At 49.7% G+C, this 12903-nt stretch carries 12 protein-coding genes; 1 reads left to right on the top strand and 11 read right to left on the bottom strand.

Annotated features, from left to right (window positions below; all coding sequences use genetic code 11):
- Positions 1–32 precede the first annotated feature (32 nt).
- From fliE to TX85_RS06805, 11 genes are all read right to left on the bottom strand, one after another.
- On the bottom strand, positions 33–344 hold the full coding sequence (fliE, locus tag TX85_RS06855) for a flagellar hook-basal body complex protein FliE (RefSeq protein WP_044478347.1): 312 nt from the start codon (positions 342–344) through the stop codon (positions 33–35).
- Positions 345–382: 38 nt separating this feature from the next.
- Complete coding sequence (gene flgC, locus TX85_RS06850) at positions 383–838, bottom strand: flagellar basal body rod protein FlgC (protein WP_044478346.1); 456 nt, start codon at positions 836–838, stop codon at positions 383–385.
- Between the two features lie 6 nt (positions 839–844).
- Positions 845–1252 (bottom strand): flagellar basal body rod protein FlgB, encoded by a 408-nt coding sequence (gene flgB / locus TX85_RS06845; protein WP_044478345.1) that lies wholly within the window; start codon positions 1250–1252, stop codon positions 845–847.
- Between the two features lie 372 nt (positions 1253–1624).
- Entirely contained in the window at positions 1625–3028 is a 1404-nt protein-coding gene (gene hslU, locus TX85_RS06840) for an ATP-dependent protease ATPase subunit HslU (protein WP_044478344.1), read from the bottom strand.
- Positions 3029–3044: 16 nt separating this feature from the next.
- Entirely contained in the window at positions 3045–3584 is a 540-nt protein-coding gene (hslV, locus tag TX85_RS06835; protein ID WP_044478343.1) for an ATP-dependent protease subunit HslV, read from the bottom strand.
- A 231-nt stretch (positions 3585–3815) separates the two neighbouring features.
- Entirely contained in the window at positions 3816–5135 is a 1320-nt protein-coding gene (gene trmFO, locus TX85_RS06830; RefSeq protein ID WP_044478342.1) for a methylenetetrahydrofolate--tRNA-(uracil(54)-C(5))-methyltransferase (FADH(2)-oxidizing) TrmFO, read from the bottom strand.
- 57 nt (positions 5136–5192) lie between these two features.
- Positions 5193–7295, bottom strand: coding sequence for a type I DNA topoisomerase (gene topA / locus TX85_RS06825; RefSeq protein WP_044478341.1), 2103 nt, complete (start codon positions 7293–7295; stop codon positions 5193–5195).
- A gap of 89 nt (positions 7296–7384) precedes the next feature.
- Positions 7385–8473: a DNA-processing protein DprA gene (gene dprA, locus TX85_RS06820; RefSeq protein ID WP_044478340.1), complete on the bottom strand. Its 1089-nt coding sequence runs from the start codon at positions 8471–8473 to the stop codon at positions 7385–7387.
- 123 nt (positions 8474–8596) lie between these two features.
- Positions 8597–9526 carry a succinate--CoA ligase subunit alpha gene (sucD, locus tag TX85_RS06815; protein ID WP_044478339.1) on the bottom strand — a complete coding sequence of 310 codons (930 nt, stop codon included), beginning with the start codon at positions 9524–9526 and terminating at the stop codon, positions 8597–8599.
- A gap of 51 nt (positions 9527–9577) precedes the next feature.
- Positions 9578–10738 carry an ADP-forming succinate--CoA ligase subunit beta gene (gene sucC, locus TX85_RS06810; protein WP_044478338.1) on the bottom strand — a complete coding sequence of 387 codons (1161 nt, stop codon included), beginning with the start codon at positions 10736–10738 and terminating at the stop codon, positions 9578–9580.
- Positions 10739–11121: 383 nt separating this feature from the next.
- On the bottom strand, positions 11122–11505 hold the full coding sequence (locus tag TX85_RS06805; RefSeq protein ID WP_148444346.1) for a hypothetical protein: 384 nt from the start codon (positions 11503–11505) through the stop codon (positions 11122–11124).
- 392 nt (positions 11506–11897) lie between these two features.
- On the opposite strand from TX85_RS06805, the gene TX85_RS06800 reads away from it, so the two are divergent.
- Positions 11898–12903, top strand: a 1006-nt coding sequence (locus TX85_RS06800) for a YifB family Mg chelatase-like AAA ATPase (RefSeq protein WP_044479875.1), incomplete at its 3' end; no start/stop codon positions are given.

Raw genomic sequence — 12903 nt, 5'->3', positions numbered from 1 at the left:
TGTCACCCCATCACAAGCGTCCTGAAAATTCGTTAAATTTGCGTACGCATTATTTCTTGATAAGCCTCTATGACCTTATTTCTCACTTGCGTAGTCAACTGCAAACTTAACATTGCTTGTTCTGAAGCAATCATGACTTCATCAGCACTGACCTGTCCAAGTAAGAACTTATTGTTCATTACCTGTACATTTTTTTCCTGTGCTGCGACACTATCCAATGCATCTGACAGATAAGCTCCGAAGTTTTTCATGCTTTCTGCTGGAGTCTGAGATACCGTCTTTCCTGAGGCGCTTCCAACCGGGCTTACACTATTTAAAGCATTTAAGTCAATCCCTTGAATCAACTTACACCACTCCCGTCTCTATAGGTTTCGATTAACCGTTACTTGCCAATCTGTAATGCTTTGGTGATCATAGCCTTACTGGCATTTAGCGCTGTGACGTTAGCTTCATAAGACCTGGAAGCTGAAATGACATCTACCATTTCCTTCAAAATATCAACATTAGGCATGTATACATACCCTTCACTGTCCGCATCCGGATGCGTAGGGTTATAAACCGGTTTGAAGTCAGATGCGTCCTCTTTAATGGCAGTGACCTTGACTCCGCGGCTTGATGTCTGGCTGCTTCCAATCGCTTGATTCAGGGTTTCACTAAAGCTGCCGGTGTTCAATGGGGACATCACTACTACCTTCCGCCGGTAGGGTACTGCTTTGCCGTCCACCACTGCTGCTCTGGTTGTCTCGGCATTGGCAATATTGGAGGATACTACGTCCATGCGGAGCCTTTGGGCAGTAAGCGCTGAGGCACTTATACTAAAACTGTTGCTGATATTCATGTCTCACTATCTCCCTTCCACTGCGACTCGTTTCATTTTAATCTGGTAATTGACCTGTTCCACATACGCGTTATAACGCAACTGGTTTTCCGCGAGTTGGGTCATTTCACTGTCGATGTCCACATTATTTAAGTTATTATTCATCGAAGTTGATTGGTCGATTGTGACTGTCGGTCTAACATTTTGGGTCGATTTTCCTATTTCCATGTGTTTTTCGTTTGTACGGCGCCCGACTAATGAGGGAGTCATGCTGTCCATTTCCGATTTCAGTAAATTTTCAAATGATACGCTTGACCGTTTGTAATATGGCGTATCCCCATTCGCTATGTTGCCGACGAGCACCTCTTGTCTGAGATTAGCCGCCTGCAGCGCGGTTTCAAGCTTTTGGAACCCGATGCCGTTTAACAGTTGCATGCTGCTGCCTCCTCGAAACTACTAACTTCCACTTTTTTCTGAAAATCTTCCTTGCTCTAACTTCCACAAAGCTTCACAAATCCCTCTTTTTTTCGACAAATAATTACAACAACTTCGTCTTTCAAATGTCCTACTTTTGAAAAAACTAGGAGAATGTCATATATCCTAAGTTTCGTGTAGAATCGACATATTTACAATATGAAAAAAGCCCTATCTTTCATGATTTTGATGATAAAATAGGCACAATTTGTATTTTTTTGCAATTTTGACGAGGAGTCCCGGTTAAATTCTGCTAAAATCCCGCGTAAACGACAAAAGGCCACAAGACCCGCAAAAATTGGGTCCTATGGCCTTATATTAACAATTCTTATACTATAAAATGTATTGGCTTAAATCACGATCCTTGGCTATATCGCCCAATTTGTCCCGAACATACTCCGGTGTAATGACCATCCGCTCCAAAGTTAGTTCCGGGGCCTCGAAGGATAGATCCTCAAGCAACTTCTCCAAGATTGTATGCAAACGACGCGCTCCGATATTCTCATTATTGGCATTGACAGTTGCTGCAATTGAAGCAATCTCCCGAATCGAGTCCGAAGAGAATTCGATCTCAATATTCTCTGTCCGAAGGAGCTCAGTGTATTGCTTAGTGAGCGCGTTCTTCGGCTCAGTCAAAATGGAGACGAAATCATCGAGCGACAGACTGCTAAGCTCGACCCGGATCGGGAAGCGTCCTTGAAGCTCGGGAATTAAGTCGGAAGGCTTCGCAATATGAAAGGCGCCAGCTGCAATAAACAGGATATAGTCTGTTTTCACTGGACCATACTTTGTCATAACCGTAGAGCCTTCCACGATCGGAAGAATATCCCGCTGTACCCCCTCGCGGGAGACATCAGGACCCGAGCCTTGCCCTTTGCTGGCCACCTTGTCAATTTCATCGATAAAAATAATGCCGGACTGCTCTGCACGCTCCACCGCTTCCTGGATCAGGTCATCCTGATCAATCAGCTTGGCGGCCTCTTCCTGTGTCAACACCTTGCGCGCTTCCTTTACCGAGAGCTTGCGCTTCTTTGTGCGCTTTGGCAAAATATTGCCGAACATCTCCTGCATATTCATTCCCATCTGATCGTTGCCTTGCCCCGCAAACATATCCATCATCGTGGGGGCGTGATCCTCAACCTCAATCTCGACAATATCGTTCTCGAGCTGCCCGGACAATAATTTGAACCGGATCTGCCGGCGGCTCTCCGTTACCTGACTGTCTTCCTCCTCCTTGCCTTCCGTCGGAGCATTGCTGTCATTTTGATTACCAAATAGCATTTCAAAAGGATTGCGGTTGCTTTTAGACTTATTCCCGGATGGAACTAGAATTTGAACCAGGCGTTCATTCGCCAGCTCCTCCGCCCGATCCTTCACCTTCTCCGTCCGCTCCAACTTGACCGTGCGAATCGCGCCCTCAACCAGATCACGCACCATCGACTCTACATCACGTCCGACATATCCGACTTCTGTAAATTTGGTAGCTTCCACCTTCACAAAAGGCGCTCCCACCAGCTTCGCGAGCCTGCGGGCAATTTCCGTTTTCCCCACACCTGTAGGACCAATCATCAATATATTTTTAGGCACAATTTCGTCTTGAACCTCATCGCTGAGCAAACTGCGGCGATAACGGTTCCGCAGTGCAACAGCAACCGATTTCTTCGCCTGCTTCTGTCCTACAATATACTTGTCGAGCTCAGCTACGATCTGTCTGGGCGTCAAATTAGCGTTCTGCATTGCAGCATCCCTCCGGTCACAGTTCTTCAACAATAATGTTGCTGTTCGTATACACACAAATTTCAGAAGCCACTTTGAGTGCTTCATAAGCAATCTCTTTAGCTTCCATCTGGGTATGCCGTTTCAAGGCTCTGGCAGCCGACAATGCAAAATTGCCGCCGGATCCGATAGCCAGCACTTCATCATCAGGCTCAATAATTTCTCCGCCTCCCGAAATGAGCAGCATTCCCGAACGATCCATAACGATCATCAATGCCTCCAGCTTACGAAGCACCCGGTCCTGCCGCCAATCCTTGGCTAACTCAACTGCTGCACGCTGCAGATTGCCGTGATGCTCCTCCAGCTTAGCCTCAAATTTCTCGAATAAGGTGATTGCATCTGCAACAGAACCTGCAAATCCTGCTATAACCTGTCCCCGATATAATCTGCGAACCTTCTTGGCTGTCTGCTTCATGACAACACTCTCTCCGAAGGTCACCTGTCCATCCCCCGCAATGGCACATTTCCCATTCTGACGCACAGCACAGATGGTCGTGGCATGAAAACTAGGAATCATCGTACCGCTTCCTTCCCTTTTGATTAGCTCGCTGAATTACCGTATATTATAGATGTTATTCAAAAAGTCATCTTTTGATCACGAAGTAATTCAAGAGGTAAATTCGACATCGAATCTTGCGTTCACCCTAGAACTCTGGTACTCATGTAGGGTCTACCTACACTCCGTTCCTCCTTCTTCGGGTTCTCGCAACCTTCTCGGCGCTGAAAAGTTGACTTTTTGAACTCTCACTTATAGTCCCTTTTCACCAATAAAAGACCTCAGACTGTCAAGAGCCCGATGCGCCAGCGCTTCATTCTTCTCCGCCTTCTTCCGATATCTGGTATCGAGCTTCGGGAACAGACCGAAATTCGCATTCATCGGTTGAAAATGCTCAATATCCGCATTGGTAACATATCTCGCCATGCTTCCAAGCGCCGTATCTTCCGGGAATACAATTCCTTCCCGTTCCTGATAAGCTTGAACGGCATTAATTCCTGCGATCAAGCCGGAAGCAGCAGACTCAACATATCCTTCCACACCGGTCATTTGTCCAGCAAAGAATAAAGTCGGGCGTTCCTTGAGCTGGTAAGTCGGAGACAGCAGCCTTGGAGAATTGATAAAGGTATTCCGGTGCATGACCCCGTACCGGACAAATTCGGCATTTTCAAGTCCGGGAATCATTGAAAATACCCGCTTTTGTTCTCCCCACTTCAAATGAGTCTGGAAGCCAACCAAATTGTACAAGGTTCCCGCGGCATTATCCTGGCGCAATTGCACCACCGCATGAGGAAGTGTTCCGGTATGCGGATTGACCAGGCCGACCGGCTTCATCGGTCCGAACAGGGCTGTCTGCTTGCCGCGCCGCATCATAATCTCGATCGGCATGCAGCCCTCAAAATAAATCTCTTTCTCAAATTCCTTGAGCTGAGCAACCTCGGCCGTAATCAGCGCCTCGTAAAAGGCATCGAACTCCTCCTCGCTCATCGGGCAGTTCAGATAAGCCGCTTCCCCCTTATCATAGCGAGAAGCCAGGTACACTTTACTCATATCGATGGAATCCTTCTCCACAATCGGGGCAGCCGCATCATAGAAATAAAAATAATCCTCACCCGTTAAGTTGCGGATTTGCTCCGATAATGCCGGAGACGTCAGCGGTCCCGTGGCAATAACTACAATTCCATCCTCCGGAATTTGGGTGATTTCTTCATTTACAACCTCTACGAGCGGGTGCTCATGAAGAGAAGCGGTGATCTCACCGGAGAATCCGTCACGGTCGACAGCCAGCGCCCCTCCGGCAGGCACCGCATTGCGGTCAGCCGAACCGAGGACCAGAGAATTCAACATTCTCATCTCTTCCTTCAGCACACCCACCGCATTGGTAAGCCCGTTAGCCCTCAGCGAATTGCTGCATACGAGCTCGGCAAATTTATCTGTATGATGGGCCGGCGTCTTTACGACCGGCCGCATCTCATATAACTTCACCGGAACGCCCCGGCTGGCAAGCTGCCATGCAGCTTCACTGCCAGCCAGACCCGCTCCGATGACGGTTACCTTCTTCGTGTCTGTCAATGTCTTATCCTCCCGGATCTTGCTGTAATCTTCAAGTAGAGTTGATAAGGTTATCACTCAATCTTCAATGCTATCGTCATCCTGATCCTCGATCTGCTCCGTAAAGTCGCAGGCCGTACATTGCAGCTTCCCTCCCTGCTTGTTGCGCTTCTCGACCAGCAAGGAGCCGCAATTAGGACAAGGCTTCGGAGAGGGCTTATCCCATGACACAAAGTCGCACTCAGGGTATCTGTCGCAGCCATAAAAGATCCTGCCCTTTTTACTGCGGCGTTCAACCACATGACCTTCCTTGCACTTTGGACAGGTCACGCCAATATCCTTGATGATCGGCTTCGTATTCCGGCAATCCGGAAATCCGGAGCATGCCAGAAACTTCCCGAAGCGGCCGAGTTTATAGACCATAGGCTTGCCGCACTTCTCACATATTTCGTCAGAGACCTCATCTTCAATCTCGATCTCCTTCATTTCTTCCTCAGCCACCTCAAGACGCTGCTCAAAGGTCTTGTAGAACTCTCCCAGGACCCGAACCCAGTCCTCCGAGCCTTCTTCTACATGGTCAAGGTCACCTTCCATATGAGCGGTAAATTCTACATCCAGGATTTCCGGGAAGTATTGTTCCATCTGCTCATTGATCAGTTCTCCAAGCTCAGTAGGGACAAACTTCTTCTCCTCGATCGCTACATAGCCTCGCTTCTGGATGGTTTCAAGCGTTGGCGCGTACGTACTCGGACGTCCAATTCCCAGCTCCTCCAGCGTCTTCACCAGTCTGGCCTCGGTATATCTTGGAGGAGGCTGTGTAAAATGCTGCTTTGGCTCGATCTCGTGGATCTCCAGCGCATCCCCTGCCTGCATCGGAGGAAGAAACTTATCATCCTCGGTCGTTCCATCGTCATTTCCTTCTACGTATACCTTCATAAATCCATGGAACCGAATTTTTGAACCGACTGCACGGAATACCGATTCACCGGCTGCAATATCAACAGACATCGTATCCAGCACTGCCGAAGCCATCTGGCTCGCCATAAAGCGTTCCCAGATCAGCTTGTATAACCTGTATTGATCCCGGCTTGTAAATGCCTTCACTGAATCCGGATCCCGAAGCGCCGAGGTTGGACGGATGGCTTCATGCGCATCCTGTGCGCCAGCTGCTTTCTTCGAGTATTGACGCGGTGATTCAGGCACATAACTCTCGCCATATTTGGCTTGAATATAATCTTTGGCTTCCTCTTGGGCCGAAGCAGCAATTCGCGTGGAATCTGTACGCATATAGGTAATCAGACCGACGGTGCCTTCCTTGCCCAAGTCGACCCCTTCATATAACTGCTGAGCAACAGACATCGTCTTCGCGGCACGGAAGTTCAGCTTCCGGGCTGCCTCCTGCTGCAGGGAGCTCGTTGTAAATGGAGCTGCCGGATGACGCAAGCGCTCCTTCTCCTTCACCTCTGCGACGGAAAAATTTGCTCCTTCGATCCCCTGCAGAATGGTCTGAACCTGCTGCTCATTGGTAAGCTCCAGCTTTTCTCCTTTATATTGATAGAACTTGGCCTCAAAAGGAGTTCCCTTTGTCGTCAGGCGAGCCGTAATGCTCCAGTATTCTTCGGGCACAAACGCCGAAATTTCGTTCTCCCGGTCCAGAATGATCTTGACAGCAACCGATTGAACACGTCCTGCAGACAAGCCCTTCTTTACCTTTTTCCACAGCAGCGGACTGATCTTGTAACCGACAAGGCGGTCCAGAATCCGTCTGGCCTGTTGGGCATTAACAAGGTCCATATTGATTTTACGCGGGGTTTTGAATGCATCCTTTACAGCTTGCTTCGTAATTTCATTAAATACGACCCGGCAGCTTTCCGTCTGGTCCAGATCCAGTACATGAGCCAAGTGCCAAGCGATTGCTTCACCTTCACGATCGGGGTCAGCCGCCAGATAAATTTTCTTTACCTTTTTACTGGCATCCTTTAACTCTTTTAATACAGAACCCTTTCCGCGGATCGTAATATACTTCGGACTGAAGTCATTCTCTACTTCAACCCCAATTTGGCTTTTGGGCAAATCGCGAACATGTCCCATTGAGGCTTTCACGATGTATTTGCTCCCTAAGTATTTGCCAATCGTTTTCGCCTTGGCAGGCGACTCCACGATGACGAGTGAATCCGCCACAGGTTCATCCTCCTCTCAGACATTACAACACTTGAATAAAATACGCAGTATATAGTCACTTGTACAAGCCACTCTCAGTTAGGAATGGACTATATAATCTTATAAACAGAACCAGGTAATTGAACTACCGCTTTTTTCATGATTAAAGATAACAGAACTGAATGTAAATGTCCAAACTCCCACATGGTCTGTTCCCTTAGCCTGTCAAAAGTAAAGTCCTCCTGCTCCAGCATATGGTATATTTTGCGCTCCTCATTTGTCAACTCGTTTATTGCAAGGAGGGAGCGGCTTTTCGTACCGCGGCCCTTTAATTCCTGCTCATATTCCTCTAGAATATCGGAGGGCTCGGTCACTATTTTCGCTCCTTGCTTGAGAAGCCCCAGCGTCCCCCTGCTTTTGGGCGAAGTAATCGGTCCCGGCACCGCGAACACATCCCTGCCCGCCTCCAGCGCCTGATCCGCAGTAATTAGGGATCCGCTTCGAGCATCGGCTTCCACGACTACCGCCCCGCGGGAAATACCGGCAATGATCCGGTTGCGTTGGGGGAACAGCCCGGGATGGCTCTTCGTCCCTATGGGGTATTCGGACAGCACCAGACCTCGCTGTGCAATCATCCGGTATAGCCCGCTGTGCTCTGAAGGATAGACCGTGTCAATCGCCGTACCCAGCACCGCAATGGTGGATCCGTTACAGCGAATTGCCGCCTCATGACAAATTCCGTCGATTCCGCGCGCCAGACCGCTGACAATAACTGCACCTTCATTACACAAGGCTTCCGTAAGATCTTCTGCCACCCTGCGTCCATAGGCGGTCGGGATGCGCGTCCCGATCATTGCAATCGTTACCCTGTTTAAGAGCTCCGGATCGCCGATAGCATACAGAACCCAGGGCGGTTTTGCCGTTTCCTTCATTAATACAGGATATTCGGGATCGAAAATGGTGATCGCCTGAACACCGCTTCTCTCCATCAAAGATAACCTCGTCTCAATCCATGCTTCATCGAACTCCTCCGCCAGCCGGAGCGCAAGCTCTGACTCCAGTCCACACTCCATCCAGTCCCCGGCTTGAAAATGGCATGCTTCTGTCCACTGCTTCTCCTTGCGCAGAATACCTTCAATTCGCTTCCACCCTAATCCGGGGCACTCATGCAATCCAATCAGCATATTCCGTCGATCCACGGAAGTCACATCCTTCCCTCAACTTAGCACAACGCAAAAAAAGCAACCCTCATTTCCCGCAGGAATCTGAAGGTTGCTTACCTTTGAACTGATTATATCAAAAGTTGCGCATGTTGCAACAGCCTATCTGGCCTGACAGGCTTGCAGGATCCCTTTTTCCTCCAGCACCCGAACCAGCGTTGAGCCCATTTCTGAAGGAGTTGGAGCTACCGTAATCCCGCATTCCTCCAGCTTTTCAATCTTCTCCTTGGCTGTGCCCTTGCCCCCGGAAATGATCGCTCCCGCATGACCCATCCGTTTACCTGCCGGAGCTGTTGCCCCGCCAATAAATCCGACAACCGGCTTGGTCATATGATCCCGGATCCATTCCGCAGCCTCTTCTTCGGCTGTCCCGCCGATTTCGCCGATCATGATGACCGCATGGGTATCCTCGTCCTCATTAAAACGCTGCAGAATATCGATAAATTCCGAGCCCTTCACCGGATCTCCGCCAATGCCCACCGCCGAGGATTGACCGATCCCGCGGGTCGTTAACTGGTGAACCGCCTCATAAGTCAGCGTTCCGCTGCGGGATACGACGCCTACATGCCCGGGGAGATGGATATAGCCCGGCATAATGCCGATTTTGCACTCTCCAGGTGTGATTACCCCCGGACAGTTCGGCCCGATCAGCACCGTTTTCTTTCCTTCCATATACCGCTTTACCTTGACCATATCAAGCACCGGGATGCCTTCCGTGATGCAGATTACGAGTTCCATCTCGGCTTCGACCGCCTCCAGAATCGAATCTGCAGCCGCCGCAGGAGGCACATAAATTACGCTAGCCGTTGCGCCCGTTGCCTCCTTCGCTTCACGAACTGTGTTGAATACAGGCAGACTTACAGTCTCTCCGTTTTCGAGCGCGATATCTACCTGGGTTCCGCCCTTTCCCGGCGAGGTGCCGCCGACCATTTGCGTACCGTAATCCAAAGCCCCTTTGGCATGAAATAATGCCGTTTTACCTGTAATTCCTTGGGTAATAACCCGGGTCTGTTTACCGATCAATATACTCATCTAAAAATACCTCCCCTAATATAGAACAGGTGATATGGTGATGTTCAACGGTCAGGAAACCAAGGCGACGATCTTCTGCGCGCCATCAGCCATAGAATCCGCCGATACGATCGCAAGCCCTGATTCTCCCAATATTTTCTTGCCAAGCTCGACATTGGTTCCTTCCAGACGAACCACCAGCGGACGGTCCAGCTCAACTTGCTTGGCAGCTTCAACGATCCCCGAAGCAATCACATCGCATTTCATGATCCCGCCGAAGATGTTGACGAATATCCCTTTTACCTTCGAGTCGGATAAAATAATTTTAAACGCTTCAGTAACCTTCTCTGCTGTCGCGCCGCCCCCGACATCCAGGAAATTGGCCGGGTCTCCGCCATAATATTTAATAATGTCCATCGTGGACATCGCAAGTCCCGCTCCGTTCACCATGCAACCGATGTTGCCGTCCAGTGCAATATAGCTCAAATCGTACTTCGAGGCTTCAATCTCCTTGACATCCTCCTCTTCCAGATCGCGCAGCGCCACAATCTCGGGATGGCGGTACAAGGCATTCGCATCAAAGTTCAGCTTGGCATCCAGCGCCATGACCTTCCCGTCTCCGGTCACAACCAACGGGTTGATCTCCGCGATGGAGCAATCCTTATCCATAAATGCTTCATAAAGAGCCAGCATGAACCGGGCTGCTTCCTGGATAAGCTCCTTCGGAATGTTTATGGCAAAAGCCAATCTTCGGGCCTGGAAGGCCTGAAGTCCGATAGCGGGATCTATAATCTCTTTTATGATTTTCTCAGGCGTATGCGCGGCAACTTCCTCGATTTCGGTGCCGCCTTCCTCTGAAGCCATCATAACGACTCGTCCGGTTCCGCGATCTACAACCACGCCCACGTAGTATTCCTTCTTAATATCGCATCCTTGTTCGATCAGCAGGCGCTTGACCTCTTTCCCTTCCGGCCCTGTCTGATGCGTGACCAGCACTTTGCCAAGAATGTCATCCGCATATGTACGGACCTCTTCCAAGCTCTTTGCAACCTTGACGCCGCCAGCCTTTCCGCGGCCTCCGGCATGGATTTGAGCCTTGACAACCACAACGGGACTGTTCAGCGCCTCCGCGGCAGCTACCGCTTCATCTACAGAAAATGCGACTCGTCCCTCCGGAACGGCAACTCCATACTGTTTAAGCACTTCTTTTCCTTGATATTCGTGGATATTCATACTTGGAATCCTCCTGTCACAGGCGGTATTAGAGGTAAAGCCTTATTAGATAAAACCCAACCCATTGTATCATGTTTTTAAAACGCTTTCCTTAAAAAGTTCATGATTTATACACAACTTTTTAATATGGATATTATCTCATTTCGAGAACGATCAGAGGGTGACGTCCTTCCAATTTTAAAAAGGCTTATTCCTTGCTAAAATAGTCTTATTTTCAGAAAAAATAAGGGATGCCGTCGATCCTTGCTGCACTTCAATCTGGAAAATGCAATGTATATTGATATCAATTAAGTATCACTCCCATAGCTTTGGAGCACCTGTACTGCTTTTTAAAAAAATTATTCCTCTGTGAGCTTGTAACTTGATTTTCTGAAATCTATCTATTAGTGCATGTTCAAATAATCAACTTTTGATTTGGGAGTGCCTGCTTCACCCGCTCCGCGCGTCGCAGGGCCGCTTTCCACTCCTGCATCCCATCTGCTGCGCGCCGCAGGGTCACGTTCCACTCCTGCTTCACACCCGCTGCGTCGTAGGATCTCGCTCGTGCAGTTAGTTGCTTCGGCGGTCCTCGACATGATATTTACATTTTTAAACGCGACTGCTCCACCGATCCCTCGAACGTACGGCTGCTCCACCGATCCCTCGATTGCGCACTGCTTCGCTGGTCCCCTCATCGTGCGGCTGCTTCGCCGATCCTCTAACGGACATTTTGGATTGTTAACGAGCCTTTTCGGACTGTTTTGATCGCTAACGGACATTTTCGCCACTTAGAGTGCTCAATCAACCCTTTCCCCTTCAAATCTACTAGCTAAGTGCACAAAATGTCCGTTACAATTCCATCATCATCAGTAATCAGTTCTAAGAAGACGTAATGTCCGTTAAAAATCGGAGAAGCGGGGGATCAAGAGGATCCTTCGACATCGAATGAGTCTCTTGAATCACTTCGCGATCAAAAGATGACTTTTTGAACAACCACTTTTAATCCCTGATTGAATTGACAATTAAGCTGGAAGCAACTAGGATACCATTAGAGAATCATTAGAGAATCAATAGAGAATCAATAGAGAATCATAAGAGAATCACGGAAATAAGGAAGCACCTTTTTCCCTTTGAACCGGCCAAAGCCGAATGAATTCAATGGAAGAAGGTGTATTTTGTGTTGTATAGCAAAGTGTCCAGCGCATGTCTGTACGGTATTGATGGAGTTATGATTGAAGTAGAGGTCGATCTGGCGAGCGGGATTCCCCAGACCACGGTGGTGGGACTTCCGGATTCGGCGATCCGGGAGGCGGTTGAACGGGTACGATCTGCGATCAAAAACTGCGGGTTCACCTTTCCCATGCAGCGAATAACGATCAATCTTGCGCCTGCCGATATTCGCAAGGAAGGTACAGCGTTTGATCTGGCTATCGCCATCGGCCTGCTTGCCGCAAGCGGACAAGTCCAGTTGCCGGGCCTGGACCGGCTCCTGATCATTGGCGAGCTGGCGCTTGACGGCGCGCTTCGCCCTGTTCCAGGCGTCCTTGCCATGGTGGATCTGGCGAGAAGGAATGGATTTCATGCCGTGCTTGTGCCTGAAGGCAACGTCGAGGAAGCGTTGCTGTTGGAAGGGATGACCATTTATGGCCTTCAGCATTTGAAGCAGCTTCTGCCGGAAAGTGGATTAGATCACGGCAAGCAGGAACAAGCCAGCGCCGCTGATTCGGCAACATGGGAACGCTTGATCCGCCAGCCGACACGGGAAGGGGACGCATTAGCTCCGGCGGCAGAGCCCTCCAGCATAGCCGAGGATTACTGTGATGTGTTGGGACAGCATCATGTCAAACGGGCGCTTACCATTGCCGCTGCAGGGATGCATAATCTGCTGCTAATAGGACCTCCGGGCACGGGCAAGACGATGCTGATTCGCAGGCTTCCGGGCATCCTACCCGCCCTTTCTCCCGAGGAGTCGCTGGAGGTCACGAAAATTTACAGCGCGGCTGGCCTGTTACGCCAGCATACCGGCGGTCTATTGACCACGCGGCCCTTTCGCTCGCCACATCATACAATTTCTGCAGGCGGGCTGATTGGCGGAGGAGGCATTCCCAAGCCGGGAGAGGTCAGTCTGGCTCATCGAGGGGTGCTGTTTCTGGATGAACTGCCCGAATTCTCGCGGACAGCTCTAG

This window comes from Paenibacillus antibioticophila, from assembly GCF_000455265.1.
Classification (GTDB): Bacteria; Bacillota; Bacilli; order Paenibacillales; family Paenibacillaceae; genus Fontibacillus; species Fontibacillus antibioticophila.
This window is presented reverse-complemented; position numbering and strand designations above follow the sequence as displayed.

What these genes read in the sequence shown, in the direction of transcription:
- sucD (WP_044478339.1), bottom strand. Translation starts at nt 9,526, where the DNA reads ATGAGTATATTGATCGGTAAACAGACCCGGGTTATTACCCAAGGAATT.
- flgB (WP_044478345.1), bottom strand. Translation starts at nt 1,252, where the DNA reads ATGCAACTGTTAAACGGCATCGGGTTCCAAAAGCTTGAAACCGCGCTG.
- hslU (WP_044478344.1), bottom strand. Translation starts at nt 3,028, where the DNA reads ATGCAGAACGCTAATTTGACGCCCAGACAGATCGTAGCTGAGCTCGAC.
- sucC (WP_044478338.1), bottom strand. Translation starts at nt 10,738, where the DNA reads ATGAATATCCACGAATATCAAGGAAAAGAAGTGCTTAAACAGTATGGA.
- hslV (WP_044478343.1), bottom strand. Translation starts at nt 3,584, where the DNA reads ATGATTCCTAGTTTTCATGCCACGACCATCTGTGCTGTGCGTCAGAAT.
- flgC (WP_044478346.1), bottom strand. Translation starts at nt 838, where the DNA reads ATGAATATCAGCAACAGTTTTAGTATAAGTGCCTCAGCGCTTACTGCC.